A 26,738-nucleotide genomic window follows, 5' to 3' on the forward strand; every position below is an offset into this window, starting at 1 on the left:
GGTAAATATTATTTAATAAAAACCATAAAAAATGAATTTAATTCAAAAATGGCGCAGTTTTTATACAAAAACGCACAAGTGAAGCATCACTTGTGCGTGAGTAGGGTGGCAGAGTGGTTAGGTATCCGGATGTGAGAAGCGGTCTCTTACGTGACGCGCAAAGCCACTACCTGCCTCTTGATAGATATTAAAGGCTTCATCCACGCCAAGTGCTTTGAGTTGGTCGAGCTCATCTTGATATTTGGCGATGGCAGCGACTTTACCACTGAATTGTGTTTGTCGAATTTGCTCGAGTGCCAACGTATTGGCGTGGCTGTGAGGCATGGCCAGTAAAATGAGCGAGATATTGCCATCAGACACGGCTCGTGACCAAAAGTCGGGATCAGTCGCGTCGCCTAAAATAACACGTCGTCCTTCTTGCTGATGACGAGTGACAGAGTCTTCTCGTGTGTCAATCCCCACTATGGGTTGGTGGTGTGTGGTGGCGAGTTCGTCGTAGGCGCCTGAGCCAATACGTCCCATCCCCAATACCAAAATACTGGCATCACCGAGATTGATTTGTTGATCACTGGGGTGAAGTTTGTCGGGTGCACGCTCAGGTAGCCAGCGTGATGCCCAACCATACAGCTGATTACTAAAGGTATTGAGCGGGGCGGAAAAGGCAAAACTGAGTGATACCGCGATGGCGATGGAGACCAAGATCGGGCCGGGCATCAGTCCTGTTTTATACGCCAAGCCACCCACAATGAGTCCAAACTCACTGAAGTTGAATAAGGTGAGCGTGGTAAATAAGGCAGTACGGACGCGGTAACGGAATCCATTAACGATCCAATAGTAGAGTACGCCCTTGATGGGCAGTAATAACATCAAGATCAGGGCAAAACTAAAGCTTTGCCAGGTAGGCTGTTCGGACAAGCCAATGTTGAGGAAAAAGCAAACTAGAAAAAGCTCTTTCATATTAAACAGTGACTTGGCCATTTCGGATGCACGTGGGTGACTGGCAAGCAGCATACCGAGAATAAGTGCGCCTAAGTCAGGTTTAATCCCCACCGCTTCAAACAATCCAGCGCCAGCCACTAGGGCGAGGAACACGGCATAAAGAACCAACATTTCACCGTGACCTGCCTTGTCCAAAAGCTTACCCAATAGAGGTTTTAGCAGAGGTAAACCAAAGAGGAGGAGGGCGGTGAGTTCGGGGGTTTTTCCTGATGTGGCGGTGAGGAAAATCACGGCAAAGATATCTTGCATGATCAGCATGCCGATGGCCAAGGTGCCATAGGTGGCATTAAGCTCACCTTTTTCTTGCAGCGCTTTGATGGCAAAGACGGTGCTAGAAAACGAAAGCGCGAAGCCAAGCAGCAGCATTTCAGACATACTCATGCCTGACAGCATAGGAATGCTCAGTGCTTTAAGGCCCATTAGCGCGAGAGTAAAAAACGCGGTTGTCAGGACATTATGGGCAGTGGCCCCAAACCAGATTTCTTTCGCAAGCAAGGTTTTGACATCAAGCTTTAAGCCGATAGTAAACAGCAGCAATGTGACACCCAGGTCGGCCAGCTGCGTGATCACCGGTGTCGACTGGTAGCCCATGGCATGGAGAACAAAGCCAGCGATAAGAAAGCCAACCAGTGGCGGGAGGTGGCAGCGCATTAATGCATAGCCACTGATAAATGCAGCGGAAATAAAAACCAATTCCATATCTTGTACTTATTCTAAAGTTGAGTGAGACAAGGCATTGTCGGTAACGTGGCTATAATGTACACGTTTTGTGGTCAGTATGTGAATGTAAAATAAGGAAGCGTGAGAAAAGGCCGGTGAAGATAAGATGAGGCAAGGCGGCATTTGCAGAGAAGACTGACGTTGCGAGAGAAGATGCCCGCTCTCCTAACCGCTGGCTGACCAACGGTTAGGGATTAACGTCTCGGCTAGGTTTAACTGACATGTTTTAATCACTCAACATGTCAATCCAAGTAGTGAAAAACTACTCCTCCAACAGCTCTTGTAGGAGCTCACCATTAAGCATCGCCCGCTTGACTAAGGAAAACGCAGCCATTGTAGGCTGAGCCTCCAGATTTGCGCTAACAATCGCCAGCTTCTCGTGGAAACTTGGCAGTGATTGATTCTCTACACAGCGCTCAATGGCAGGAAACACCACACTTTTTGCCGCGGTAATTTTGCCAGCAATCACCACCAGTTGTGGATTAAACAGGTTTACGGTCATCGCGATCGCTTTACCCAGATGATTGCCAACTTTAACCAACACTTGGCGTGCTAACTCATCACCTTGCTCTGCGGCTTGGCAAATGGCTTCGATGGTTAGGCTTTGATCATAACTGAGGCTACTGGGATGCCCTTGCGCAAGCAGTTGTTGGGCGTGCTCAATGATGGCTTCGTTTGAGGCCACGGTTTCTAAGCAGCCAAAGTTGCCACACTGACATTTTTTACCCAGTGGATCGATCTGCACATGGCCGAGCTCACCGACATTGCGGTTATGGCCAAGAAAAATTTGCCCATTGACGATGATCCCCGCGCCAGTACCATGATGCACACTGACCAGCATAGAGTCATAGTAGTCTTGGCTCGCCCCAAAGTAGTGCTCCGCCAGCGCTTGACCGCGAATATCGTTGCCAACGAAAGCCTGCACACCAAACTCTTCGCGCAAGGTATCAGCAAGTGCAAGTTGTTTGATATTGATGTTGGGCATGTATTCGACCACCCCTGAATCAGGGTCAACCAAGCCAGGCATGACCACGGATATCGCAATCAGTTCTCGGAGTGCGTGTTGGTGCGTTTCCAAAAATTGGCTAACGATATGAATCAAGCCTTGAACAAGCTCGTCCTGATCATGGTAGTGGAAGGTTTCGCCGTGTTCGGCCAAAGAGGCACCACTCAAGTCATACAAAGACAACTCAATAAAATGACGACCCAATCGTACCGCAAGGGTATGAAAGGGCGCACACTCGGTGGTGAGAGAAATGGCACGACGTCCACCTGTCGATGCTTGTTGTGCCACCTCTTTAATGAGGCCTCTTTCTAGCAGTTGGCGGGTAATTTTGGTCACACTTGCCGGCGCCAATCGGCTTACATCGGCAATTTGTATGCGTGAAATAGGCCCTTGTTGATCAATTAATCGATAAACGGCAGCTCCGTTAAGTTGCTTTACAAGATCGACATTCCCGATTTTTCCGCCAGTCATAGGTGTCCTAGCTTTGTAGATATTGTCCGTTTACGATCGTCGCTTGAACGTTGATTGCACGGTCGAAAATGGCAAGATTCGCAATTTTCCCCGGACGAATGCTGCCATAGTGTTGTTCGATACCGATTGCGCGAGCGGGATAGAGCGTAGCCATCCGCAAAGCTTCATCCAAGGCGATCCCTACATGCTCAACACTGTTATAAATCGCCTGATCCATCGTCAGTGCCGAGCCGCCAAGCGTGCCATTTTCATCAACACACTTACCGTCACGGTAATATACTTTCTTACCTACAAAAATAAAGTGATCCATGTCGGCTCCTGCTGGTGCAACCGCATCCGTAACCAACACTAATTTCTCACCTTTTACTTTATGTGCGAGACGAATATTAGGGTACGAGACGTGAAAGCCGTCAGCAATTACACCAGTGTAGACATCAGGTGTATCGTAGATGGCACCGACGACACCTGGCTCACGGCCTGAAATAGAGGTCATTGCGTTAAACAGGTGCGTGGCAAAGGAAATGCCGTGGGTAAAGCCTTGCTTAGCTTGTGCGTAAGTGGCATTGGTATGGCCAGCAGAGACCACGATACCAGCTTGCTTCAGGGCTTGAATATGCGACGCGGGCGCCAGTTCAGGCGCGAGGGTGACTTTGGCAATCACATCCGCATTTTCGCATAAGTAGTTGATCATCTCATCGTTGCTTGGGCGAATATAGTCAGCGCTGTGTATCCCCTTTTTTTCGATATTCAAATAAGGGCCTTCAAGGTGTAACCCCAGCGCCTGATGGGGCTGCTGTTTTTGGTAAGCACGCATGGCGTTGATGGCGGCTTGCATATCGGTATCAGAGCTAGTGATCAGGGTGGGGAGAAAGTTGGTGCAACCTGATTTAAGGTTAGCCTGATGCATGGTCGCGATGGTGTCAGGGGTAATGGCATCATTAAACATCACGCCGCCACAGCCATTAAGCTGAAGGTCAATGAAGCCTGGGCTGACTAATGCACCGTCGAGCGCGCGCGTGGCAATATCATTGGGCAGGGCGTCTTGTCGACAGACGGCGTCAATCAGGCCTTCTTTAATCACGATGGCATGATCATCCAACACCTCATGGCCAGTAAAAATCCGGCAGTGGGTTAACGCATACATGCTTCAATTCCTTATAAATGGTGTATATTTTGGGCTTCAAGCTCTTGAAAATACTTTACAGTTTTTACTTTTAGTTCTGCTGTTGAAGGTGCATCGCACACAATCATCGCTTTTGGGTGCAGTTGTAGCGCTGATACTGTCCATAAGTGGTTTACTGACCCTTCTACCGCGGCCTCAAGTGCCTGGGCTTTATTGTGTCCTGTGACTAGGATCATGACTTCTTCTGCATCTAACAAGGTGCCGACACCAATGGTGAGCGCATGCTTAGGTACTTGACTGATATCATTATCAAAGAAGCGAGAGTTTGCCACACGGGTATCCTCGGTCAAGGTTTTGATCCGTGTTCTTGATGCTAATGATGACGCGGGTTCATTAAACGCAATATGACCATCGTTTCCTACACCACCCATAAAGAGATGGATTTTGCCGTACGCTTTGATTTTTTCTTCATAGCGTTGGCACTCGGCATCGACATCGGTCGCATTTCCATTAAGCAAGTTGATGTTTTTTTCTTGAATATCAATATGGTTAAAAAAGTTTTCGTACATAAAGGTACGATACGCTTGTGGGTGATCAGCAGGGATCCCACAGTATTCGTCCATATTAAAGGTCACCACGTGCTCAAAACTGATTTCGCCTTGCTGGTGGAGCTTAATGAGTTGCTTATAGGTGTTGAGTGGCGTCCCCCCTGTGGGTAAGCCCAGAACAAAGGGGTTATCGGCAGTCGGCGAAAACGTGTTGATGGTATCGACGATATAGCGAGCCGACCATAGGCCGACTTGTTGGCTGGTTTGTAAAGGAATGAGTCGCATCGGTCACCTCGTTCTATCAATGCTCAGTTCGTGGCCATAGCATAACGGATATGCTCATTTATTTTCATCATAAAATAAGTTTTATGATCAGGCTAACAATTTTCTCTGTGTATGGGGTGTTTTGGTGATGATTCTCACAAATAACGCGGGTTTAATTTGCGAGGCGAATTTATTGACATAAACTGCAATTGACTAACATTGCTTTACAAAAGAAGTGATTTAACAAAAGTCCTTGGGCAAGCGTCCAAGTTAGATGCCCAGCCGCGGAGCAAGCGTTAGCGTGGTGGGGCACTGAAAAATATAAAGGGGGAACGACGGTGAATATTCTTGGTTATGCACAACGTATAGGTCGTGCGCTGATGGTACCGGTTGCGGTATTACCAGCGGCTGCGATCTTGATGGGGGTCGGCTACTGGCTTGACCCAACTGGATGGGGGGGCAACAGTGCCCTAGCTGCTTTCTTGATAAAATCAGGGGCAGCGATTATCGACAATATGTCAGTGTTATTTGCCATCGGTGTGGCATATGGCATGTCAAAAGATAAAGACGGCGCCGCCGCTCTGGCAGGCTTTGTTGGCTTTATGGTGATCACCACGCTGTGTGCGCCGGGTGCGGTAAGCCAAATTGGCTTGGTCGATATTTCAGTGGGCAACAATGAGCTTGCGTTCAGCAAAATCAACAACCAGTTTATCGGTATCTTGATCGGTGTGGTGTCTGCTGAGCTGTACAACCGTTATAGCGGTGTTGAGCTGCCTAAAGCCTTGGCTTTCTTTAGTGGCCGGCGTTTGGTGCCTATTTTGGTCTCTGTTGTGGCGATCATCATCTCGTTTGTATTGATGTTTGTCTGGCCTGTGTTATTTGGTGGCTTGGTTCACTTTGGTGAAAGCATCACCAACCTAGGTGCCGCGGGTGCCGGTGTTTATGGCTTCTTTAACCGCTTACTTATCCCTGTTGGTCTGCACCACGCGCTTAACGCCGTATTCTGGTTCGATACGGTCGGTATTAACGACTTGGGCCGCTTCTGGATGGGGGCACAAGGCCTTGAAACAGGCGAAGCGATTAAAGGGACCACAGGCATGTACATGGCAGGCTTCTTCCCCGTCATGATGTTTGGTCTACCGGGTGCAGCGCTTGCGATTTATCACACAGCGCGTCCTGAGAACAAAGCACGTGTTGCGTCTATCATGATTGCTGCTGGTTTTGCGTCTTTCTTTACTGGGGTGACCGAGCCACTTGAATTCTCATTCTTGTTTGTCGCACCTTTGTTGTTCGTGTTGCATGCGCTATTAACCGGTGTTTCCTTGTTTATCGCGGCCACTTTCGACTGGACGGCAGGCTTCGGCTTCTCGGCAGGTTTAGTTGACTTGGTGTTGTCGTCGAAAAACCCTGTGGCTAACCAGTGGTACATGCTGCCTATCATGGGCCTTGTATTCTTTGCGCTTTATTATGTGTCATTCCGCGCCGCGATTTCAGCGCTCAATCTGAAAACGCCAGGCCGAGAAGATGACGCAGTAGAAAGTGCACCTGCGAGCGCCAATACCGGTGAAGCGAGCGATAATCGCGAGCTTGCACGCAAGTACCTTAAAGCCCTTGGTGGTCATCAAAACCTAACATCGATTGATGCGTGTATCACCCGTCTGCGTCTGTCGGTTGCCGACCGCGAGGTGGTTGATGAAGCGAAATTGAAAGCCATTGGAGCGATGGGAGTCGTCAAGCTTGGCGAGAACAACTTGCAGGTCATTCTTGGCCCTCTAGCAGAAATCATTGCCGGTGAGCTGAAACAAATTCCAGAAGATGAAGATTTGTCAAACGTCGCGCTGCCATAAACGAGGCACTGTACGACAATGATCTGAACAAAGCGCCCAGCCAACAGCTGGGCGTTTTTTAGGTTTGTGTCATCGCTTTCGCGCAAAAAAGTAACAAATAGGCCTACACCGCGATGACAATGACAACAACGGGTTGAGTCGCAGCGCGGAATAGGAGATCATAGTATCTATGTAGCTTTAAAATTCGCATTTTTGATACGAGGTAACCTTGATGAGTGATGCTGAAGCTCGTCCCACTAACTTTATTCGCCAAATCATTGATAAAGACTTGGCGGAAGGGAAACACACAGCGATCGTGACACGTTTCCCACCAGAGCCGAATGGCTATCTGCACATCGGCCATGCCAAATCAATTTGTTTGAACTTCGGGATCGCACAAGACTATCAGGGTGAATGTAACCTGCGTTTTGATGATACCAACCCAGAAAAAGAAAACGTGGAGTACGTTGAGTCTATCAAGCGTGATGTGCAATGGTTGGGCTTTGACTGGGCAGGAGAGGTGCGTTACTCCTCAAACTACTTTGATAAGCTTTATGGTTACGCGGTTGAACTGATTGAAAAAGGGCTAGCGTACGTCGAAGAGCTGACGCCCGATGAGATCCGAGAGTATCGTGGAACATTGACCGAGCCGGGCAAGCACAGCCCTTATCGTGAACGTTCGGTTGAAGAGAACTTAGCATTGTTTGAAAAAATGCGTGCTGGTGAGTTTGCAGAGGGTAAAGCCTGTTTGCGTGCCAAAATCGATATGGCGTCGCCCTTTATGGTAATGCGTGATCCGGTTTTATACCGCGTGCGTTTTGCGCATCATCACCAGACTGGGGATAAGTGGTGCATTTACCCAATGTATGACTTTACTCATTGTATCTCGGATGCACTAGAAGGGATTACCCATTCTCTTTGCACCCTTGAATTTCAAGATAACCGACGCCTATACGATTGGGTGTTGGAAAATATCACCATCGACTGTACGCCGCGTCAATATGAGTTCAGCCGCTTAAATCTCGAGTATACCGTGATGTCCAAGCGTAAGCTGAACCAACTGGTGGAAGAGCAGTTAGTGAACGGTTGGGATGACCCGCGTATGCTGACTATCTCTGGCTTGCGTCGTCGTGGTTACACGCCTGCCTCGATTCGTGAATTTTGCCAGCGTATTGGTGTGACCAAGCAAGACAATACCATAGAGATGAGTGCGCTTGAGTCTTGTGTACGCGATGATTTGAACGAAAATGCGCCACGAGCAATGGCGGTGCTCGATCCGATTAAACTGGTGATTGAAAACAAAGCCGATGATGTCGAATGGCTTGATGCGCCAAATCATCCCAATCAGCCCGAGATGGGCACGCGTCAGGTGCCCTTTTCGCGCGAGATCTGGATTGAACGTGAAGATTTCCGTGAATCAGCCAACAAGAAGTACAAGCGACTGGTGCTGGACAAGGAAGTGCGTTTGCGCAATGCCTATGTGGTAAAAGCAGAGCGTTGTGAGAAAGACGATGATGGCAATATTACCACTGTGTATTGCAGCTATGATCCAGACACCCTCGGTAAAGATCCTGCCGATGGGCGTAAAGTGAAAGGGGTGATCCATTGGGTCTCTGCTGCTGAGGCGTTACCCGCTGAATTCCGTTTGTACGACCGTTTATTCACGGTGCCAAATCCGGCGGGTGCGGATAACTTCGCTGAGACGATTAATCCGGCGTCATTGCAGGTACAACAGGGGTTTGTTGAACCAAGTATGCAAAATGCGCCAGTAGAGAAGGGTTATCAGTTTGAACGGACAGGCTATTTCTGTGCAGATAATAAAGATAGCCGTAAAGATGCACTTGTCTTTAACCGGACCGTGAGTTTACGTGATACCTGGGCGAAGATAGAAGGTAAATAATAAAAAGCCGGCGTGATGACCACGCCGGCTTTTTTCGAACGTTCACACTGAATCAATCAGCGTTATGAATGGATGGGTCGGCTTTGCAATCGCCTTCCTTACAGTGACCATACAAATACAAACTATGGTTTGTCAGTTGCACATTAAAGCGTGCGGCGATTTCTTTCTGACGCTCTTCAATCAAATCATCAGAAAATTCAATCACTTTACCGCAGTCAAGGCAGACTAAGTGGTCATGATGATGCTGTGTCGCCAATTCAAATACGGACTTTCCGCCTTCAAAATGGTGACGCGTGACAATGCCTGCATCGTCAAATTGGTTCAATACGCGGTACACGGTTGCTAGGCCAATTTCTTCACCTAGGTCAATTAATTTCTTATACAGGTCTTCGGCACTGATGTGCTGGCAATCTGGCTGTTGCAGCACTTCTAGGATCTTGAGCCGTGGGAGGGTGACTTTGAGCCCAGCTTGCTTCAACGCCTGGTTATTGTCTGACATGTGTATCTACCTGTTTTCTGCCTGAGTTAAGACAGTTGGATTAGCAAGGAAAATATCTTATAAGCCTATCAAAATTGCACTGCTCTCGCTACTCTCGACATGTATTCTTAGGACGAAATTTGATCATTTGTGGTTGCATCAATGTTTACGAGATGTGAATATTATCTGGTTAGACCAGATAAGGATGTCAACTTACATGTATCGCTTCTACAAACCACGTATTGTTAAGTGGGCACTTAACAGCTGGCCACCGTTTTGGGGCGCAGGGATCCATATTGATGCGATTAGCCAGGATTTTAAACGCGTCAACATGCGTTTGAAACTCCGCTGGTGGAATAAAAATGCCAATCGTACCCAGTATGGCGGTAGCATCTTCTCCTTAACCGATCCTGTCTATGCGCTCATGTTAATGGGGATTCTCGGCCCTCAGTACCATGTTTGGGACAAACAAGCAGATATCAATTTTATTAAGCCGGGAACCACGGACTTGTACGCAGATTTTGTGATCAGTGATGCGGTGTTAACCGATATCCAACAACAAGCAGGGCGAGGCGATAAGGTATTGCCCGAGTTTGTTGTCCACGTCAAAGACGCGCATGGCGAGGTGGTTGCTGAAGTAAGACGTACACTTTATGTGAGAAAAAAACGCCAGTATCGAGATACAGCCAGCAAACAAGCCGCATGATCGGCCCGTTGTGCACCGATTAGATAAAAAACGCCAAGGTTGAGTCCCCTTGGCGTTTGATAAGCCAGACTTAGTCTTCAAGCTCTGCGAGACACATTTCTTCGTAAACTTGTTTCACCCACTTGCTCACACGCTCGTCGGTCAGTTCAGGCTGGCGATCTTCATCCACACACAAGCCAACAAAATGGTTGTCATCAACCAATGCTTGTGAGGCTTCAAATTCATACCCCTCAGTTGGCCAATGACCAATGATGGTCGCGCCTTTCGCTTCAATGATGTCGCGGACGGTGCCCATGGCATCACAGAAGTATTCTGCGTAATCTTCCTGGTCGCCACAGCCGAAAATAGCCACGAGTTTTGTTGAGAAGTCAATTTGCTCTAACTCTGGGAAAAAGTCATCCCAGTCGCACTGTGCTTCACCGTAATACCATGTTGGAATACCGATCAGCAGCAAATCGAAGTTATCAATATCTTCTTTGCTGCTCTTCGCGATATCTTGCACGTGAACCATTTGCTTGCCTAACTGCTTTTGAATGGTTTTTGCAATTGCTTCCGTGTTTCCCGTGTCACTACCAAAGAAGAGACCTACACTCGCCATATAAAAAACACCCGTTTTGTCAGTGGGTTGCTGTTTGCAACTAACTCGAATTAAAGAAAAAGCGTCGCTTTTTCAAACCTATATGATTAACCAGTGACTTCAGTGCTAGGGTTAGCCGATGCCGACCCCTTCCCAAACCAACTGAATCACACCTTTTACGATAAAGCCGACACAGCCTAGTGTGAGCACAAACCAGACGATCCGTCGGCCGAATACTGGCACATTGCCCTCACGTAACACGTCTTTAATTGCCATGCCGATAAAAAAGAAAATCGCGGCGAAGACGAGATCTAGACCTATTTTCTCGAGCAATTGAAAGTGCTCGTAAAGCATGCGTGCCTCCATTGAGCACCGACTTATGCGGCGCAATATATCACAAGGGTCACTTAACTGTTAACGCTCGCTCGGCATTAAAAAACGTTCTATGACGCTGGCAACCACCGCCGGTTTTTCAGCATGTAGCCAATGACCCGTGCCTGCCACCATATGCGCTTTTGAATGAGGGAACTGAGCGACAATGGCCTCGCGGTGGTCTGGCAGAATGTATTCAGAGTTCTGCCCTTTGACAAACAGAGTTGGGCCCGAATACTGGCCAAACTCTGTCCATCCCATGATGTTACGATAGCCGTGATAAAGATTATCAATATTGAAGCGCCAGGCGTAGTGACCGTGATCGGTTTTATAGAGTGATTTCAATAAAAATTGGCTCACGCCTGGATTTTCAATCGATTCATTCATAATGGTTTGCGCTTGTTGGCGGCTTTCCAGTGTCACCCTTTGTGTCTGATGCAATGCCCTGAAAACATTGTCATGTCGGTTAACTTGATAATCGACTGGGGCAATATCCATCACCACCAATTGTTCTACGCGCTCTGGAAAACGCTGGGCGAGGGCCATCGCCACTTTACCACCCATTGAATGACCAACGATAATGGCTGACTCAAGCTGTTGTGCATCCATCCACGCGATCACGGCATCGGACTGGCTTCGATAATCTGTGTCCTGTGTATGATAGGAGCGACCATGGTTAGGTAGATCAACTTGATAGACACAAAAATGGTCGGACAGTGTCTTGGCGAGCCCGCCTAAATTATCGAGATCACCAAATAAACCGTGGATCAATACAAGCGGTGAGCCCTCACCGCGAGACTTTCCGTTTAATAACACGTTGCTTTTCTCTCAGATTACTGGCTTTAACGTAGAGTATACCTATCTATCTCTGTATAATCGCCCCGTTAAACGATAAACAGGACGCGATGAAAAACAATGAAGACGATAGAGGTTGACGACGATCTATACCGGTATATTGCCAGCCAAACTCAGCATATTGGCGAAAGCGCATCAGACATCCTGCGTCGCTTACTGCTGTCGGACTCGGCACCGCAGCCAACCCAGGCTGCGCCGACGACGCCCTCTCGTTCTAGCGGTATTGTTGTCAGTAAAGACGCTGGGCGCAGTGCGTCCGTTGATCGTGTCAAAGCGATGCGAACGTTATTGATTTCAGATGAGTTTGCGGCTCAAGAACGAGCTATTGGTCGTTTTATGCTGATCCTCACCACCTTATACCGTGTTGACCAACAAGGATTCGCAGATGGTATGGCGCTAAAAGGGCGTACCCGTCTGTATTTTGCCGATAATCCACAAACTTTATTAGAAAGCGGCAAAACCACCAAACCCAAGCAGATTCCAGACACCCCTTTTTGGGTCATCACCAACACGAACACTGGCCGTAAGCGTCAGATGGTGGAGCAGCTTATGGAAAAAATGCAGTTCCCGAGTGATTTGACTGAGAAGGTTGTGAACGCGATTTAATCTATGCCACTCATGGGAGAAGAGAATTATGGCAGTGCATCCTCAAGCCGGACAGCGCGCGAATCCGCAAGATTTGTGTGATATCCCGGCGCTTGTGACGCGTTTTTTCCAGGCTCAACCACGTCCAGGTGATCCGTCGCAACGTGTTGCGTTTGGGACGTCAGGACACCGTGGAAGCGCGTTGAACACGACGTTTAACCGCGATCATATTTTGGCGATTGCACAAGCAATTTGTGATGAGCGCAGCGCGCGCGGCATTTCTGGCCCGGTCTTTGTGGGAAAAGACACTCATGCGCTTTCAGTACCAGCATTCGATGCCGTGGTTGAAGTGTTAACGGCCAATCACGTTACGGTGATTGGCCAAGCTGAGCAAGGGTATACACCCACCCCAGGGGTATCGCAGCAGATACTCGCCTACAACCGCGCGCATGACGCGAAAGCGGACGGGATTGTCATCACTCCCTCGCACAACCCACCGCAAGATGGGGGCATCAAATACAACCCGCCCCATGGTGGACCCGCCGAAGGCGAAATCACGAAAGCAATAGAAACGCGAGCGAATCACTATATTGAAACCCATCTCGTCGGCGTTAAACGCTCGGAGATTGATGCGGCGATGCACAGTGACTATTACCAAGCGCAAGATCTTGTGACGCCATATGTCTCTGGGCTGGCCAAGGTTGTTGATATCGAGGCTATTCAAAAAGCGGGTTTAAAACTTGCCGTTGACCCTTTGGGGGGCGCAGGGATCCGCTATTGGCAGCAAATTGCCGCGCATTATCAACTGGATATTACCCTGATTAACGATCATGTCGACCCAACGTTTGGCTTTATGCCGCGCGATAGCGATGGCGTGATTCGTATGGATTGCTCGTCTGCATACGCAATGGCCGGACTATTGGCGTACAAAGATGATTATGATTTGGCATTTGGCAATGATCCAGACTTTGATCGCCACGGCATCGTGACTCCCGAAGGATTGATGAACCCGAATCACTATTTAGCCGTGTGCATCGATTATTTGTTCCGCCACCGTCCGCAGTGGTCAGCCGATTTAGGCGTGGGTAAGACCCTGGTGTCCAGTGCGATCATTGATAAGGTGGTTGGCGATCTCGCTCGTCCGCTGGTTGAAGTGCCCGTCGGCTTTAAATGGTTTGTGCCTGGCTTGAGTGAAGGAACGCTTGGCTTTGGCGGGGAAGAAAGTGCCGGTGCCTCATTCTTAACCTTTGATGGGCAGCCATGGTCAACAGATAAAGATGGTATCATTCTTTGCTTACTGGCAGCAGAAATTCTGGCGGTAACGGGGCTTACGCCACAGGCGTATTATCAAAAACTTGCCCACAAGCACGGTGATCCGTCGTATAACCGATTACAAGCGGTTGCCAATGCAGCGCAAAAGCAGGTGCTCAGTCAGCTCAGCCCCGAGATGGTGACGGCAGAGAGCTTGGCGGGCGATACCATCACCGCCAAACTGACGCATGCGCCGGGGAATGGCGCTGCCATCGGAGGACTGAAAGTGGTCACGGAGTTTGGTTGGTTCGCTGCGCGCCCATCAGGGACAGAAGATATTTATAAAATCTACTGTGAAAGCTTTAAAGGTGATGATCACTTGCGTTTGATTGAGCAAGAAGCGCAACAAATTGTTGACCGCGTGTTCAACGCTCAAGGCGTTTAGCGCGTCCCGTCGTGACGCTGTAGTCGAAAACGCGTACAGACAATGTGCGCGTTTTTTATTTCAAAGCGGGTAACGCGGGTATCGTCTCTGGCCAGTCGCGGGGTACCACGAACCAAGGGGTGAGTGAGTCATCTAACAAGTGACAGGTGCGAGATAGCTCATCAAGTGATGCGCGTTCGAGCTTGGGCAAATCAGCGAAAGCGGGCAGTGACAACCACTGGTCGCGGGCCAATACGGCAAATTCCCTGTCTGTTGGTAATGCATCTGGCCAACACCACCATCCCCCAATGCTGTCATGATTGACGGGTGGCCACTCTGGTAGGGGCTGCTCGCCATGATGATAATGGCGGTACAACCTTCCTTGCACCATTAAACGCTTCTCACTTGGTTGCCAGTGTGGGTATTGCTGACAGAAGCTTGGGTGGCTGGACAGCGCCAATTGGTGGTCAAGCATTCGCGCCACTTTGATATCCAATGCATCCTTGGCATTGGGGCCTAACCAACGGTTGTCATAGGCGAGGTAGAATTTTACCGCTACCTCCCAGTGCTCTAGTTGCCCCTGATATCTGACTAAAAAGTCGATGGCACCTCGCGTCTTGCCGCCTTCATTAATTTGTATTTCCTCAGCTTCTAACCCCAAATGCGGGTGACAATCAATGAGCTGAGTGAGCAGCCACTGATAGTAAAAGCCGATACGCTTTGGTCCCTTATAGGGCGAGGGAGATGGCAGTAATTTGTGTTGCCAAAGATGATGAGGCACAACCGGGAAGTGCTTGTCGCTGAGTAGTGAGAACTGATTTTGTAACCAGCTAAAGTCGGCATTGATTTGATCTTGGTTGCTAAATAGCGGATCGGTGTCACTCATGATGTAATTTTATTACCTTGTTAAAAGACTGTTAAAGCTGAATCTGGTAATTTTTGGGTGAAAAATAACCATTTATGTAGTAAAAAAACAAAACGGGTGGTACACTACGTCCATACTTGCAAACTGGTCAGATGAGTGAGGTTGATTATGTATACACCGTTCGATAAAACCCGTGTTGTGTTGCGCCGCTGCGCGGTTGTGATCGCGGGCATCACTTGCCTGCCAACACTGATTGTGCCGCCAATGGCATCGCGTTTATATAGCCATTTACATCAAGTCTGGCTTAAAGACAGCACCAAGCCAGTCTGGTTAGCTGAGTCGGAAAAGGTCGGTGGTTTTTTCTAACCCACCTTTACCTCATCAAGGCTTAGCCTATCGTATAAGCCATAAATACGTATAGATGCAGCCGAACAGATAGGTAGCGATTAGATAAGCGGTGAGCCATTCGTGCTCGCCGCTTTTTTTATTTTTGCTTGTCAGGTTACACTGTTGCCATTGTCTCGCAAGTGGATGTGAATGCTATGAATAATTTTGAACTGGAAGCATTGCTCAACGCCGAACTAAAACCGGATAGCATCAAAGACTACAGCCCGAACGGACTGCAAGTGCAAGGGCGTGATGAGGTTCAAACCGTCGTCACAGGGGTGACGGCTTGCCAAGATCTTATTGATGCAGCGATTGAGCAGAATGCGGATGCCATCCTGGTGCACCATGGTTACTTCTGGCGCGGCGAACCACAGCAAATTCGCGGCATGAAGTACCAACGTATCAAGATGTTGATTGAACATGGCATCAATCTATACGGTTATCACTTGCCTTTGGATATTCACCCGACGCTGGGTAACAACGCGCAACTTGCCAAACGTTTAGGCATTGAGCTGCTTGGGGGACTGGAGCCTGACAACCCTGTCTCGATTCCTGTTTATGGAAAGCTTTCAACGCCCATGACGTTGGCTCAGTTTGAGCAACAAGTGGCCACGGTGCTTAACCGAACGCCCCTTGTGATTGACGGTGGCCAACAAACGCGGATTGAAACCGTCGGGCTGTGTACTGGTGGCGCGCAAGATTTTATCGACTTGGCCGCCTCACAAGGGATGGATGCGTATCTGTCGGGTGAGATTTCTGAGCGCACAACCTTTTCGGCGCGCGAGCAGGGTGTGCATTATATCGCGGCAGGGCATCACGCGACCGAGCGTTATGGCGTGAAAGCGCTAGGGGAGTGGCTTGCCCAGCAGCATGGTTTGAATGTGCACTTTATTGATATCGACAATCCAGTGTAACGCCTAGGCGTTGAAGCTAAGTGCGATAAAAGGTAGACGCAGCAATGTGATAAACTGCTGATGATAAAGAAAAAGCCGCCTATTGGCGGCTTTGTTATATGACATTCGCGGCTTAACTGCGCTTGTCCATCGGCGTAAACTCGCGTTGCGTATAGCCTGTGTAAAGCTGACGCGGGCGCCCAATACGCTTGTGTGGGTCGGTATGCATTTCATTCCAGTGAGCAATCCAACCAATGGTACGAGACATCGCGAAGATCACTGTAAACATCGACGTGGGAATCCCGATCGCTTTCAGGATAATGCCTGAATAGAAATCAACGTTCGGATAAAGTTTCTTATCGATAAAGTAATCATCTGACAATGCGATGCGCTCTAGCTCCATCGCTACATCAAGCAGTGGGTCCTGTATTTGTAACTCATTGAGCACTTCGTGACAGGCTTCACGCATCACGGTTGCGCGAGGATCGTAGTTCTTGTAGACGCGGTGACCAAAGCCCATCAGGCGGAATGGATCATCTTTGTCTTTCGCGCGAGCAATATACTCAGGAATGTTATCAACATGCCCGATTTGCTCAAACATACGCAAGCACGCTTCATTCGCACCGCCGTGGGCGGGTCCCCATAACGAGGCAATCCCTGCCGCAATACAGGCAAATGGGTTCGCACCTGACGAGCCCGCAAGGCGTACTGTTGATGTGGATGCGTTTTGTTCGTGATCGGCGTGCAGCGTAAATATTTTATCCATTGCACGCGCAACCACAGGGTTGACCTCATACTCTTCGCATGGCGTGGCGAACATCATGTGTAGGAAGTTCTCCGCGTAGTCGAGGTCGTTACGTGGATAAATAAATGGCTGCCCGATCGAGTACTTGTAACACATTGCAGCCAATGTTGGCATTTTCGACAGTAAACGGAACGCCGTGATTTCACGGTGTTGATCGTTGTTGATGTCGAGAGAGTCGTGATAGAACGCGGCCAGTGCACCTACAACCCCGACCATTACGGCCATTGGGTGAGCGTCACGGCGGAAGCCGTGGAAGAAGCTTGCAATCTGTTCATGCACCATGGTGTGGCGCACGATCATTGAGCGAAACTCATCGTATTGCTTTTGGGTAGGGACTTCACCGTAGAGCAGGATATAACAGACTTCTAAATAATCAGCGTTATTGGCAAGTTGATCTATCGGGTAACCGCGGTGCAGCAATACGCCGGCTGCGCCATCGATGTAGGTGATTTGCGAATTGCACGAACCCGTTGCGACAAAGCCAGGATCAAAGGTGAAATAGCCTTCGTTTACCAGCTGGCGCACATCAATGACTTCTGGACCGACGGTGCCCTCGATAATCGGCAGTTCGATTGGTGCTTTCCCTTCGATATGTAGGGTAGCTTTCTTCTCTGCCATAACAATCTCCTTTGTTATTTTATAATCCCATCCAGGATACGGACTCGACCGTTGTACCGATCGACCCTAATGATGTCAATTTTTAACCTATCGATGTGTGCGTCAGTTAATAACTTATTTGCAATGCGAGTTAAATATCTGTTGTGAGATTCCGGTCAATTTTGTGCGTTTGTAATTGTCTGTTACGCCACGTATACTTTTTCGAGGTCTCTGGGCAAATCAGTATCCTAGAGCGTTTAGGGGCTCAAACACCTTTCCTAACTGACGTGATCCATTCGCCAAGAATTGCAGTTATAAGCAATAAGGTACATGAAGCGCGTTACGCAGATGTTGCAGGTCTTACGCTTTGAGTACTGAGGTTCAGAGAGTGTAATAACTATAAATGCTCAATGGAGCTGAGTGGGCAATATCGTGAAAGAAAGAAAGTCAAGACCCGTAAACCTCGACCTCCAGACGATTCGTTTCCCGATAACAGCGATTGCGTCTATATTGCATCGAGTGGCAGGTGTCATCACCTTTGTCTCGATCGCCATCCTCCTATGGCTGCTTAGCCTGTCTCTCTCTTCTCCTGATGGATTTCAATCCGCTGCTGCCATTGTCGATAGCTTTTTCGTCAAACTGATCCTTTGGGGCATTTTGACGGCGCTGGCGTATCACATTGTTGGCGGGATCCGTCATTTGATCCAAGACATGGGTTATTTTGAAGAGCTGGAGTCTGGCGCGCAAAGTGCGCAGGTTGCATTTGTTATCACTGGCGTGTTGTCTGTGTTGGCGGGGGTTTTAGTATGGTAACTAAAAACATCTCATCGGTCGGGCGCAATGGTGTGCACGACTATGTGCTGATTCGCGCCACTGCGATTCTCATCACACTTTACACACTTTATATGGTCGGTTTTGCCGTTTTTGGTCCTGAGATTACGTATGCCTCATGGACAGCGTTTTTCGGCCAGACCAGTACCAAAGTCTTTACCATGTTAGCCCTGGTCTCCGTGCTGATTCACGGCTGGATCGGAATGTGGCAAGTATTGACTGATTATATCAAGCCAGCCTTGCTGCGTGGCATGTTGCAACTGGGCGTTGTGGCCATGCTACTGATCTATGTTTTCGCCGGTTTCTTTGTATTGTGGGGTGTGTAAGTGAGTATTCCAGTTCGCGAATTTGACGCAATTGTCATTGGCGCAGGTGGCGCAGGTATGCGCGCCGCACTGCAAATATCAGAGCAGGGCCTAACCTGTGCACTGTTATCTAAAGTGTTTCCAACTCGTTCGCACACTGTGTCCGCGCAGGGTGGGATTACGGTAGCACTGGGTAACTCGCACAAGGACAACTGGCAATGGCACATGTATGACACGGTGAAAGGGTCGGATTATATTGGCGACCAAGATGCCATTGAGTACATGTGTAAGACAGGCCCTCAATCTGTGATTGAGCTTGAAAAAATGGGGCTGCCATTTTCTCGCTTCGAAAACGGATCCATCTATCAACGCCCGTTTGGTGGCCAGTCCAAAGAGTTTGGTGGCGAGCAAGCAGCGAGAACGGCAGCGGCTGCTGACCGGACCGGGCACGCACTGCTGCACACTTTGTATCAACAGAATATTAAAAACAAGACCACGATCTTCTCTGAATGGTATGCGCTTGATTTGGTTAAAAACCAAGACGGTGTAATCGTTGGTGCCACGGCCATGTGTATGGAAACTGGCGAGATTTGCTACTTCAAATCCAAAGCAACCGTGTTGGCGACAGGTGGCGCTGGTCGTATCTATCAATCAACCACCAATGCGCATATCAATACCGGTGACGGTGTTGGTATGGCGCTGCGCGCAGGCGTGCCAATGCAAGATATGGAAATGTGGCAATTCCACCCCACAGGCATTGCTGGAGCGGGTGTATTGGTGACGGAAGGTTGTCGTGGTGAAGGCGGTTATCTGCTCAATAAAGATGGTGAACGCTTTATGGAGCGTTACGCCCCCAATGTGAAAGATTTGGCAGGGCGTGACGTGGTGGCGCGTTCAATGATGATCGAGATCCGAGAAGGGCGTGGCTGTGACGGCCCATGGGGCCCACACCTCAAATTGAAGCTCGATCACCTTGGCAAAGATGTGCTCGAGTCTCGTCTACCCGGTATCCTTGACTTGTCGCGTACCTTTGCGCACGTCGATCCTATCAAAGAACCGATTCCGGTGATCCCAACCTGTCACTACATGATGGGGGGCATTCCAACACAAGTGTCTGGCCAAGCAATCAAGCAAGACCCGCTCGGCAATGACATTGAAGTACAAGGTTTGTTTGCCTGTGGCGAGATTGCCAGCGTGTCTGTTCACGGTGCCAACCGCTTAGGCGGCAACTCATTGCTCGACTTGGTTGTCTTTGGCCGTGCGACCGGCCTGCATCTTGGCGAGACACTCGCCGCGCAAGTAGAAGCGCGCGATGCGAGCGAGTCAGACATTGAGGCGTCACTGGCACGGGTTAATCGTTGGAATAACACCCAGCAGGGTGAAGACCCGGTTGAGATCCGCAAAGATTTGCAAGCTTGTATGCAAGAAAACTTCTCTGTGTTCCGAGAAGGCGAGGCGATGGAAAAAGGGCTGAAAGAGCTGAAGGAAATTCGCGAACGCCTTAAGTCGGCGCGTCTTGATGATACGTCAACCGAGTTCAACACCCAGCGTGTCGAATGTTTGGAGCTGGAGAATTTGATGGAAACCGCGTATTCAACGGCGGTATCAGCCCATTATCGTACTGAAAGCCGTGGCGCACATGCGCGTTTCGACTATCAAGACCGCGATGATGAAAACTGGCTATGCCACTCCATCTATAACCCAGAAACCGAAGCCATGTCGAAGCGCGACGTCAATATGGCGCCAGTGCACCGTGAGGCTTTCCCACCGAAAGTCCGCAGTTACTAAGGGGGTCGAGAACGATGAATGTTAAGTTTTCTATCTATCGCTACAACCCAGATGTAGATAATGCGCCATACATGAAAGACTACACGCTGGATGTGCCTGAAGGGTCTGACATGATGCTGCTGGATGCGCTCATTCAGCTTAAAGAGCAAGATCCTACTTTGGCTTTCCGTCGCTCGTGCCGTGAAGGTGTCTGTGGTTCTGACGGCGTCAATATGAACGGTAAAAATGGCCTGGCATGCATCACGCCGCTGTCCGCACTGATGGACAAGTCCGAAATCGTGATTCGTCCGCTACCCGGTCTACCGGTGGTGCGTGATCTTATTATTGATATGGGGCAGTTCTATGAGAACTATGAGCGTGTCAAACCCTACCTGATGAATGATGAAACGCCACCGTCGCGAGAGAACTTGCAAGCGCCGGAAGATCGCGCGGAACTTGATGGCTTGTATGAGTGCATTATGTGTGCATGTTGCAGTACCGCATGCCCTTCATTTTGGTGGAACCCTGACAAGTTTGTTGGTCCAGCGGGCTTGCTTGCCGCTTACCGTTGGCTGGCGGATAGCCGTGACACAGCGACCGAAGAGCGGTTATCTGATCTAGACGACGCTTTTAGTGTCTTCCGTTGCCACGGGATCATGAACTGTGTCAGTGTATGTCCAAAGGGACTGAACCCAACCAAGGCAATTGGGCATATCAAGTCTATGCTGATTCAGCGCGGCGTTTAAAACGCTGAACCAATAACGTAGAAAAAAATGCCCCGTCCTCGGACGGGGCTTAATAACAGGTAACCCGGCCTCAGACCGGTGTTTGGATAAATAACTAGTGGTTAAGGGATAACAATGCAAAATGGCGTGATGAAGGCTTGGTTAGAGTCTTCTCATTTGGCTGGCGCCAATGCAACGTACGTAGAAGACCTCTACGAAATGTACCTCAGTGACCCGGAGTTAGTTGATCAAGAATGGAGAGCGGTTTTCGACCAGCTGCCAGTGGTAAGTGATACCGCGGTAGAACAACCTCACTCTCGTGTTCGTGATTACTTTCGACGCTTAGCTACCGATACATCGCGTGCAAGTGCTTCAGTCAATGATCCAGATGTAGACGCGAAACAAGTCAAAGTTCTTCAACTGATTAATGCTTTTCGTTTCCGCGGCCACCAACAGGCCAGCCTAGACCCTCTCGGGTTATGGAAACGTAAACCTGTACCTGATCTGTCACCTGCTTTTCACTCTCTTAATGAGCAGGATTTCAACGAAACCTTTAATGTCGGCTCATTTGCGATTGGTAAAGACAATATGCAATTGGGCGAGCTGTATGATGCGCTTGAGAAGACTTATTGTGGGTCTATCGGTGCAGAATACATGCACATTACCGATACCGAAGAAAAGCGCTGGATCCAAGGTCGCCTGGAGTCTGTGGTTGGACAGCCGCAGTTTAGCGAAGAAGAAAAGCTCACCTTTTTAGAAGAGCTCACCGCAGCTGAAGGCCTCGAACGCTATCTTGGTGCCAAATTCCCCGGCGCTAAGCGGTTCTCTCTTGAAGGCGGTGATTCGCTGATCCCGATGCTGAAAGAGCTGATTCGCCACGCGGGTAGCGAAGGCGCACGAGAAGTGGTGGTCGGAATGGCTCACCGTGGGCGCCTCAATGTGTTGGTAAACGTATTAGGTAAGAAACCGTCCGAGCTTTTTGATGAGTTCGCGGGTAAACAAGACGAGAGTTGGGGAACCGGGGATGTGAAATATCACCAAGGCTTCTCGTCTGATTTCGCGACACCGGGGGGGGATGTTCACCTTGCGTTGGCGTTCAACCCCTCACACCTTGAGATTGTGAACCCGGTGGTGATGGGGTCCGTGCGTGCTCGCCAAGACCGACTGGAAGATAATACCGGCTCGAGTGTCCTCCCTATTACCATCCACGGTGATGCCTCTATCGCCGGGCAAGGAGTGGTACAAGAGACCTTCAACATGTCGCAAGCGCGAGGCTTCCAAGTAGGCGGCACCGTGCGCATCGTGGTCAATAACCAAATTGGGTTTACCACGTCGAATCCGGCTGATTCACGCTCGACGCAATACTGTACAGACATCGCTAAGATGGTGCAGGCGCCGATTTTCCACGTCAATGCAGATGATCCCGAGGCGGTTGCTTTTGTATCGCGCTTGGCGCTCGATTTTCGCAACGAGTTTAAGCGTGATGTGGTGATTGACTTAGTCTGTTACCGTCGCCATGGCCACAACGAAGCGGATGAGCCCAACGCGACTCAGCCGATGATGTACCAAAAGATCAAAAAGCATCCTACTCCGCGTAAGCTGTATGCCGATGTATTGGATCAACAAGGGGTCGCTAATCTCGAAAAAGCCACTGAGATGATCAATGAGTATCGTGACCTTCTCGATAGTGGTGAGTGTGTGGTGAAAGAGTGGCGCCCAATGGTGTTGCATTCTGTCGACTGGACGCCCTATCTAGGCCACGATTGGACGGTAGAGTGGGCGAATAAGTTCGATGCTAAGCGTCTGAAAGAGCTGGGTCATCGCATTTGCCAGTTGCCGGATAGCCATAAACTCCACAGCCGTGTTGCCAAGCTCTACAAAGATCGCAAAGCGATGGTAGAAGGCGAAAAGATGGTTGATTGGGGGATGGCTGAGACCCTTGCTTATGCCACTTTGGTTGATGATGGCAAACGTATCCGCATTACGGGTCAAGACTCAGGTCGCGGCACCTTCTTCCACCGTCATGCGGTGCTCCACAACCAAGAAGATGGCAGCACGTATTTGCCACTTGCAAATATCCATGACAAACAAGGACCATTCGAGATCTTCGATTCCGTGTTATCGGAAGAAGCGGTACTGGCGTTTGAGTACGGTTACGCCACCGCTGAGCCAGGCGGTTTAACCGTGTGGGAAGCACAGTTTGGTGACTTCGGCAATGGTGCGCAAGTGGTGATTGATCAGTTCATCAGCTCTGGTGAACAAAAATGGCGCCGCATGTGTGGCCTGACTATGCTACTTCCTCATGGCTATGAAGGGCAGGGTCCCGAGCACTCGTCAGCACGTTTAGAGCGTTATCTGCAACTGTGTGCTGAGCAAAATATGCAGGTTGTGGTGCCATCAAGCCCCGCGCAGGTTTATCACATGTTGCGCCGGCAAGTGGTGCGCCCAATGCGTCGTCCTTTGATCGTTATGTCACCGAAGTCGCTGTTACGTCACCCACTGTGTGTGTCTAACTTGGAAGACTTAACCGAGGGTGATTTCCTACCAGCGATTGGTGAAATGGACGATCTTGAGCCAAGCAAGGTGAAACGCGTCGTGATGTGCTCGGGCAAAGTCTATTATGATTTGCTACAAGCACGCCGAGAGCAAGAGATTGATGACGTTGCCATTATCCGTATTGAGCAACTTTATCCATTCCCTCTGGACGCGGTTAAAGACGCGATTGCGCCTTATAGCAATGCGAAAGACTTTGTTTGGTGCCAAGAAGAGCCACAAAACCAAGGGGCGTGGTACAGCAGCCAGCACAACTTCCGTGCTGCCTTACCGCAAGATGCCACATTGACCTATGCCGGACGCTCGGCATCCGCATCACCTGCGGTAGGTTATATGTCTGTACACCAGAAACAACAAAAAGCGTTAGTTCAAGACGCTCTGACCCTAAAGTAAGAACTAGAACATTAAGGATAAATACGATATGACAATCGAAATTCTGGTTCCCGATTTACCCGAATCTGTGGCTGACGCAACCATTGCCACATGGCACAAACAGCCAGGTGACTCGGTAACCCGTGACGAAGTACTGGTTGATATTGAAACAGATAAGGTCGTGCTGGAAGTGCCTGCCCCTGCTGATGGGGTGTTGGAGTCCATCATTGAAGATGAAGGGTCAACCGTATTAGCGAAACAGGCCATCGCCAAAATCAAAGAAGGTGCCGTCGCAGGTGAGCCAACCAAAGATGTTCCTGCACAATCAGAGTCTTCACCTGACAAGCGCCACACCGCCTCACTAGAAGAAGAGACGAACGACGCGTTAAGTCCTGCGGTACGTCGTCTGCTTGCTGAGCATGACCTCTCTCCTGACGCCGTGAAAGGCACAGGTGTGGGTGGACGCATTACGCGAGAAGATGTTGAAGCACACCTTAAGAGTCAGCCTGAGCAGGGTGAGCAAAAAGCACAAAGCCAAGATGTGCCACCTGTGGCTGAACGCGGTGAGAAGCGTGTTCCTATGACGCGCTTGCGTAAACGTGTCGCTGAGCGCTTGTTAGAAGCGAAAAACAGTACCGCGATGCTGACCACCTTCAATGAAGTGAACATGAAGCCCATCATGGACTTGCGTAAGCAATACCGTGATAGTTTTGAAGAGCGTCACGATATTCGTCTCGGCTTTATGTCTTTCTATGTGAAAGCGGTCGTCGAGGCCTTGAAGCGTTACCCAGAAGTCAACGCATCCATCGACGGTGATGATATCGTTTATCACAACTACTTCGATGTCAGCATGGCGGTATCTACACCGCGTGGTCTGGTTACCCCTGTGCTGCGCGATTGCGACAAGCTGGGCTTTGCGGATATTGAAAAGGGTATCCGTGATTTGGCGATTAAAGGCCGTGATGGCAAGCTCACCGTCGATGAACTGACCGGGGGCAACTTCACCCTCACCAATGGCGGTGTTTTTGGCTCATTGATGTCAACGCCGATCATTAATCCCCCTCAAGCAGCCATTCTTGGCATGCACAAGATCCAAGACCGCCCAATGGCGGTGGATGGCAAGGTCGAAATCTTGCCGATGATGTACCTGGCGCTTTCTTATGATCACCGTCTGATTGACGGTCGTGAATCGGTAGGCTTCTTGGTGACCATCAAAGAACTTCTAGAAGACCCAACACGTCTGCTTCTGGACGTTTAATGGCGCTACCCCCTGTTTTTGAGGGGAGCCATTTTAGAGGGGACGGAGGTCCCCTCATTTGGAAAGCAAAAAGACACAATAATGGACACTAACACGGATAGAACATCATGAATCTGCACGAATATCAGTCAAAGCAGCTGTTCGCTGAATATGGTCTACCAGTTTCAGAGGGCTATGCTTGCGACACACCACAAGAAGCTGCTGAAGCAGCCGATAAAATTGGCGGAAACAAATGGGTCGTTAAATGCCAGGTTCACGCTGGTGGGCGTGGCAAGGCAGGCGGGGTAAAACTGGCTAACTCCAAAGAGGAGATCCGTCAGTTTGCTCAGCAATGGCTTGGTAAAAACTTGGTGACCTTTCAAACCGACGAAAACGGTCAGCCGGTAAGCAAAATTTTGGTGGAGTCATGCACCGATATCGCCAAAGAGCTTTACCTGGGTGCGGTTGTCGACCGTGGTTCACGCCGCGTTGTTTTCATGGCATCGACTGAAGGCGGTGTCGAAATCGAGAAGGTGGCGGAAGAAACCCCTGAGCTTATCCACAAAGCATCGATTGATCCCCTTGTTGGCCCTCAGCCTTATCAAGGTCGCCAACTGGCCTTTAAACTGGGTCTAGAAGGTGAGCAAATCAAGCAATTTACCAAAATTTTTGTGGGTATCGGCCAGCTGTTTTTGGATAAAGATGTTGCACTGGTTGAGGTTAACCCTTTGGTTATTACTGACCAAGGCAACTTGCACTGCTTGGATGCTAAATTGGCCATTGATAGCAACGCTGTCTACCGCCAACCCAAAGTGCGCGCGATGCACGACCCCAGCCAAGAAGACGAGCGTGAAGCGCATGCCGCGCAATGGGAACTCAACTATGTCGCGCTAGATGGCAATATTGGCTGCATGGTTAACGGTGCGGGCCTAGCAATGGGCACCATGGACATTGTTAATTTGCACGGTGGCAGCCCAGCTAACTTCCTTGACGTTGGCGGTGGCGCGACCAAAGAGCGTGTAACAGAAGCGTTTAAAATCATTCTGTCTGACAGCAACGTAAAGGCTGTCTTGGTGAATATCTTCGGCGGTATCGTGCGCTGCGACTTGATCGCAGATGGCATTATTGGCGCAGTCGAAGAAGTTGGCGTTAAAGTTCCAGTGGTGGTTCGCCTCGAGGGAAATAATGCTGATGTAGGTGCCAAGAAACTGGCCGATAGTGGTTTGAATATCATTGCGGCAACATCGCTAACCGAAGCCGCTCAAAAAGTCGTTGCTGCCGCGGAGGGTAAATAAC

The 26,738-nt window shown here is 49.5% G+C and carries 24 protein-coding genes; 14 read left to right on the top strand and 10 right to left on the bottom strand.

Features of this window, described 5'->3' with window-relative positions:
• Positions 1 to 117 precede the first annotated feature (117 nt).
• The 4 genes from BZG72_RS03665 to nagB form a co-directional block, all read right to left on the bottom strand.
• Positions 118 to 1,698 (bottom strand): cation:proton antiporter family protein, encoded by a 1,581-nt coding sequence (locus BZG72_RS03665; protein ID WP_077666120.1) that lies wholly within the window; start codon positions 1,696 to 1,698, stop codon positions 118 to 120.
• 283 nt (positions 1,699 to 1,981) lie between these two features.
• Positions 1,982 to 3,196, bottom strand: coding sequence for a DNA-binding transcriptional regulator NagC (gene nagC / locus BZG72_RS03670; RefSeq protein WP_046073573.1), 1,215 nt, complete (start codon positions 3,194 to 3,196; stop codon positions 1,982 to 1,984).
• Between the two features lie 7 nt (positions 3,197 to 3,203).
• Positions 3,204 to 4,340, bottom strand: coding sequence for an N-acetylglucosamine-6-phosphate deacetylase (nagA, locus tag BZG72_RS03675; protein WP_077666121.1), 1,137 nt, complete (start codon positions 4,338 to 4,340; stop codon positions 3,204 to 3,206).
• Between the two features lie 11 nt (positions 4,341 to 4,351).
• Positions 4,352 to 5,152, bottom strand: a complete 801-nt coding sequence (gene nagB, locus BZG72_RS03680) for a glucosamine-6-phosphate deaminase (protein ID WP_077666122.1) — start codon at positions 5,150 to 5,152, stop codon at positions 4,352 to 4,354.
• A 317-nt stretch (positions 5,153 to 5,469) separates the two neighbouring features.
• Here nagB and nagE point away from each other — a divergent pair, with 317 nt between their 5' ends.
• Together nagE and glnS are read left to right on the top strand one after the other, a co-directional pair.
• Positions 5,470 to 6,978: an N-acetylglucosamine-specific PTS transporter subunit IIBC gene (gene nagE, locus BZG72_RS03685; RefSeq protein WP_046073570.1), complete on the top strand. Its 1,509-nt coding sequence runs from the start codon at positions 5,470 to 5,472 to the stop codon at positions 6,976 to 6,978.
• A gap of 211 nt (positions 6,979 to 7,189) precedes the next feature.
• Positions 7,190 to 8,857: a glutamine--tRNA ligase gene (gene glnS, locus BZG72_RS03690; protein ID WP_046073569.1), complete on the top strand. Its 1,668-nt coding sequence runs from the start codon at positions 7,190 to 7,192 to the stop codon at positions 8,855 to 8,857.
• A gap of 52 nt (positions 8,858 to 8,909) precedes the next feature.
• Here the strand turns inward: glnS and fcrX are convergent, their stop codons facing one another.
• Positions 8,910 to 9,356, bottom strand: a complete 447-nt coding sequence (gene fcrX / locus BZG72_RS03695; protein WP_046073568.1) for a ferric iron uptake transcriptional regulator FcrX — start codon at positions 9,354 to 9,356, stop codon at positions 8,910 to 8,912.
• Between the two features lie 184 nt (positions 9,357 to 9,540).
• Between fcrX and BZG72_RS03700 the strand changes: the two genes are divergently transcribed.
• Complete coding sequence (locus BZG72_RS03700; protein WP_046073567.1) at positions 9,541 to 10,041, top strand: DUF4442 domain-containing protein; 501 nt, start codon at positions 9,541 to 9,543, stop codon at positions 10,039 to 10,041.
• A 70-nt stretch (positions 10,042 to 10,111) separates the two neighbouring features.
• On the opposite strand, the gene fldA is transcribed toward BZG72_RS03700, so the two are convergent.
• From fldA to BZG72_RS03715, 3 genes are all read right to left on the bottom strand, one after another.
• On the bottom strand, positions 10,112 to 10,639 hold the full coding sequence (gene fldA / locus BZG72_RS03705) for a flavodoxin FldA (RefSeq protein ID WP_046073566.1): 528 nt from the start codon (positions 10,637 to 10,639) through the stop codon (positions 10,112 to 10,114).
• A 111-nt stretch (positions 10,640 to 10,750) separates the two neighbouring features.
• The gene (locus tag BZG72_RS03710) at positions 10,751 to 10,972 is read right to left on the bottom strand and encodes a DUF2788 domain-containing protein (protein WP_021022467.1); all 222 of its coding nucleotides are present in this window, start codon (positions 10,970 to 10,972) and stop codon (positions 10,751 to 10,753) included.
• 60 nt (positions 10,973 to 11,032) lie between these two features.
• Entirely contained in the window at positions 11,033 to 11,806 is a 774-nt protein-coding gene (locus tag BZG72_RS03715) for an alpha/beta fold hydrolase (protein WP_077666123.1), read from the bottom strand.
• A gap of 99 nt (positions 11,807 to 11,905) precedes the next feature.
• Here BZG72_RS03715 and seqA point away from each other — a divergent pair, with 99 nt between their 5' ends.
• Both seqA and pgm read left to right on the top strand, forming a co-directional pair.
• A complete protein-coding gene (gene seqA, locus BZG72_RS03720) occupies positions 11,906 to 12,451 on the top strand; it encodes a replication initiation negative regulator SeqA (RefSeq protein WP_046073564.1) in 546 nt (181 codons plus the stop codon).
• 28 nt (positions 12,452 to 12,479) lie between these two features.
• Positions 12,480 to 14,126, top strand: a complete 1,647-nt coding sequence (gene pgm, locus BZG72_RS03725; RefSeq protein ID WP_077666124.1) for a phosphoglucomutase (alpha-D-glucose-1,6-bisphosphate-dependent) — start codon at positions 12,480 to 12,482, stop codon at positions 14,124 to 14,126.
• A 55-nt stretch (positions 14,127 to 14,181) separates the two neighbouring features.
• Here pgm and BZG72_RS03730 read toward each other — a convergent pair whose 3' ends face one another.
• On the bottom strand, positions 14,182 to 14,991 hold the full coding sequence (locus BZG72_RS03730; protein WP_077666125.1) for a DUF1853 family protein: 810 nt from the start codon (positions 14,989 to 14,991) through the stop codon (positions 14,182 to 14,184).
• Positions 14,992 to 15,138: 147 nt separating this feature from the next.
• Between BZG72_RS03730 and BZG72_RS03735 the strand changes: the two genes are divergently transcribed.
• Positions 15,139 to 15,336 (top strand): DUF2517 family protein, encoded by a 198-nt coding sequence (locus BZG72_RS03735; RefSeq protein WP_046073561.1) that lies wholly within the window; start codon positions 15,139 to 15,141, stop codon positions 15,334 to 15,336.
• A 176-nt stretch (positions 15,337 to 15,512) separates the two neighbouring features.
• Positions 15,513 to 16,271: a Nif3-like dinuclear metal center hexameric protein gene (locus BZG72_RS03740; protein ID WP_077666126.1), complete on the top strand. Its 759-nt coding sequence runs from the start codon at positions 15,513 to 15,515 to the stop codon at positions 16,269 to 16,271.
• Between the two features lie 112 nt (positions 16,272 to 16,383).
• On the opposite strand, the gene BZG72_RS03745 is transcribed toward BZG72_RS03740, so the two are convergent.
• Complete coding sequence (locus BZG72_RS03745; protein ID WP_046073559.1) at positions 16,384 to 17,673, bottom strand: citrate synthase; 1,290 nt, start codon at positions 17,671 to 17,673, stop codon at positions 16,384 to 16,386.
• A gap of 399 nt (positions 17,674 to 18,072) precedes the next feature.
• Here BZG72_RS03745 and sdhC point away from each other — a divergent pair, with 399 nt between their 5' ends.
• The 7 genes from sdhC (at position 18,073) to sucC (ending at position 26,737) form a co-directional block, all read left to right on the top strand.
• Positions 18,073 to 18,465, top strand: a complete 393-nt coding sequence (gene sdhC, locus BZG72_RS03750; RefSeq protein ID WP_046073558.1) for a succinate dehydrogenase cytochrome b556 subunit — start codon at positions 18,073 to 18,075, stop codon at positions 18,463 to 18,465.
• Entirely contained in the window at positions 18,459 to 18,809 is a 351-nt protein-coding gene (gene sdhD / locus BZG72_RS03755; protein ID WP_046073557.1) for a succinate dehydrogenase, hydrophobic membrane anchor protein, read from the top strand. Before sdhC ends, sdhD begins: the two co-directional genes overlap by 7 nt.
• Positions 18,810 to 20,576, top strand: coding sequence for a succinate dehydrogenase flavoprotein subunit (gene sdhA / locus BZG72_RS03760; protein ID WP_046073556.1), 1,767 nt, complete (start codon positions 18,810 to 18,812; stop codon positions 20,574 to 20,576).
• A gap of 14 nt (positions 20,577 to 20,590) precedes the next feature.
• Entirely contained in the window at positions 20,591 to 21,301 is a 711-nt protein-coding gene (locus tag BZG72_RS03765) for a succinate dehydrogenase iron-sulfur subunit (RefSeq protein WP_077666127.1), read from the top strand.
• Positions 21,302 to 21,415: 114 nt separating this feature from the next.
• Positions 21,416 to 24,226, top strand: a complete 2,811-nt coding sequence (sucA, locus tag BZG72_RS03770) for a 2-oxoglutarate dehydrogenase E1 component (protein ID WP_046073554.1) — start codon at positions 21,416 to 21,418, stop codon at positions 24,224 to 24,226.
• A gap of 28 nt (positions 24,227 to 24,254) precedes the next feature.
• Positions 24,255 to 25,463 carry a 2-oxoglutarate dehydrogenase complex dihydrolipoyllysine-residue succinyltransferase gene (odhB, locus tag BZG72_RS03775; RefSeq protein ID WP_046073553.1) on the top strand — a complete coding sequence of 403 codons (1,209 nt, stop codon included), beginning with the start codon at positions 24,255 to 24,257 and terminating at the stop codon, positions 25,461 to 25,463.
• A 107-nt stretch (positions 25,464 to 25,570) separates the two neighbouring features.
• Entirely contained in the window at positions 25,571 to 26,737 is a 1,167-nt protein-coding gene (gene sucC / locus BZG72_RS03780) for an ADP-forming succinate--CoA ligase subunit beta (protein ID WP_046073552.1), read from the top strand.
• Position 26,738 lies beyond the last annotated feature (1 nt).

The organism is Salinivibrio sp. PR6 (assembly GCF_001995955.1).
Classification (GTDB): domain Bacteria; phylum Pseudomonadota; class Gammaproteobacteria; order Enterobacterales; family Vibrionaceae; genus Salinivibrio; species Salinivibrio siamensis.

What these genes read in the sequence shown, in the direction of transcription:
- fldA (WP_046073566.1), bottom strand. Translation starts at nt 10,639, where the DNA reads ATGGCGAGTGTAGGTCTCTTCTTTGGTAGTGACACGGGAAACACGGAA.
- BZG72_RS03700 (WP_046073567.1), top strand. Translation starts at nt 9,541, where the DNA reads ATGTCAACTTACATGTATCGCTTCTACAAACCACGTATTGTTAAGTGG.
- pgm (WP_077666124.1), top strand. Translation starts at nt 12,480, where the DNA reads ATGGCAGTGCATCCTCAAGCCGGACAGCGCGCGAATCCGCAAGATTTG.
- BZG72_RS03735 (WP_046073561.1), top strand. Translation starts at nt 15,139, where the DNA reads ATGTATACACCGTTCGATAAAACCCGTGTTGTGTTGCGCCGCTGCGCG.
- BZG72_RS03740 (WP_077666126.1), top strand. Translation starts at nt 15,513, where the DNA reads ATGAATAATTTTGAACTGGAAGCATTGCTCAACGCCGAACTAAAACCG.
- nagC (WP_046073573.1), bottom strand. Translation starts at nt 3,196, where the DNA reads ATGACTGGCGGAAAAATCGGGAATGTCGATCTTGTAAAGCAACTTAAC.
- BZG72_RS03765 (WP_077666127.1), top strand. Translation starts at nt 20,591, where the DNA reads ATGAATGTTAAGTTTTCTATCTATCGCTACAACCCAGATGTAGATAAT.
- odhB (WP_046073553.1), top strand. Translation starts at nt 24,255, where the DNA reads ATGACAATCGAAATTCTGGTTCCCGATTTACCCGAATCTGTGGCTGAC.
- BZG72_RS03710 (WP_021022467.1), bottom strand. Translation starts at nt 10,972, where the DNA reads ATGCTTTACGAGCACTTTCAATTGCTCGAGAAAATAGGTCTAGATCTC.
- glnS (WP_046073569.1), top strand. Translation starts at nt 7,190, where the DNA reads ATGAGTGATGCTGAAGCTCGTCCCACTAACTTTATTCGCCAAATCATT.
- BZG72_RS03665 (WP_077666120.1), bottom strand. Translation starts at nt 1,698, where the DNA reads ATGGAATTGGTTTTTATTTCCGCTGCATTTATCAGTGGCTATGCATTA.
- nagA (WP_077666121.1), bottom strand. Translation starts at nt 4,340, where the DNA reads ATGTATGCGTTAACCCACTGCCGGATTTTTACTGGCCATGAGGTGTTG.
- BZG72_RS03730 (WP_077666125.1), bottom strand. Translation starts at nt 14,991, where the DNA reads ATGAGTGACACCGATCCGCTATTTAGCAACCAAGATCAAATCAATGCC.
- seqA (WP_046073564.1), top strand. Translation starts at nt 11,906, where the DNA reads ATGAAGACGATAGAGGTTGACGACGATCTATACCGGTATATTGCCAGC.
- sdhD (WP_046073557.1), top strand. Translation starts at nt 18,459, where the DNA reads ATGGTAACTAAAAACATCTCATCGGTCGGGCGCAATGGTGTGCACGAC.
- BZG72_RS03745 (WP_046073559.1), bottom strand. Translation starts at nt 17,673, where the DNA reads ATGGCAGAGAAGAAAGCTACCCTACATATCGAAGGGAAAGCACCAATC.
- nagB (WP_077666122.1), bottom strand. Translation starts at nt 5,152, where the DNA reads ATGCGACTCATTCCTTTACAAACCAGCCAACAAGTCGGCCTATGGTCG.
- fcrX (WP_046073568.1), bottom strand. Translation starts at nt 9,356, where the DNA reads ATGTCAGACAATAACCAGGCGTTGAAGCAAGCTGGGCTCAAAGTCACC.
- sucA (WP_046073554.1), top strand. Translation starts at nt 21,416, where the DNA reads ATGCAAAATGGCGTGATGAAGGCTTGGTTAGAGTCTTCTCATTTGGCT.
- sucC (WP_046073552.1), top strand. Translation starts at nt 25,571, where the DNA reads ATGAATCTGCACGAATATCAGTCAAAGCAGCTGTTCGCTGAATATGGT.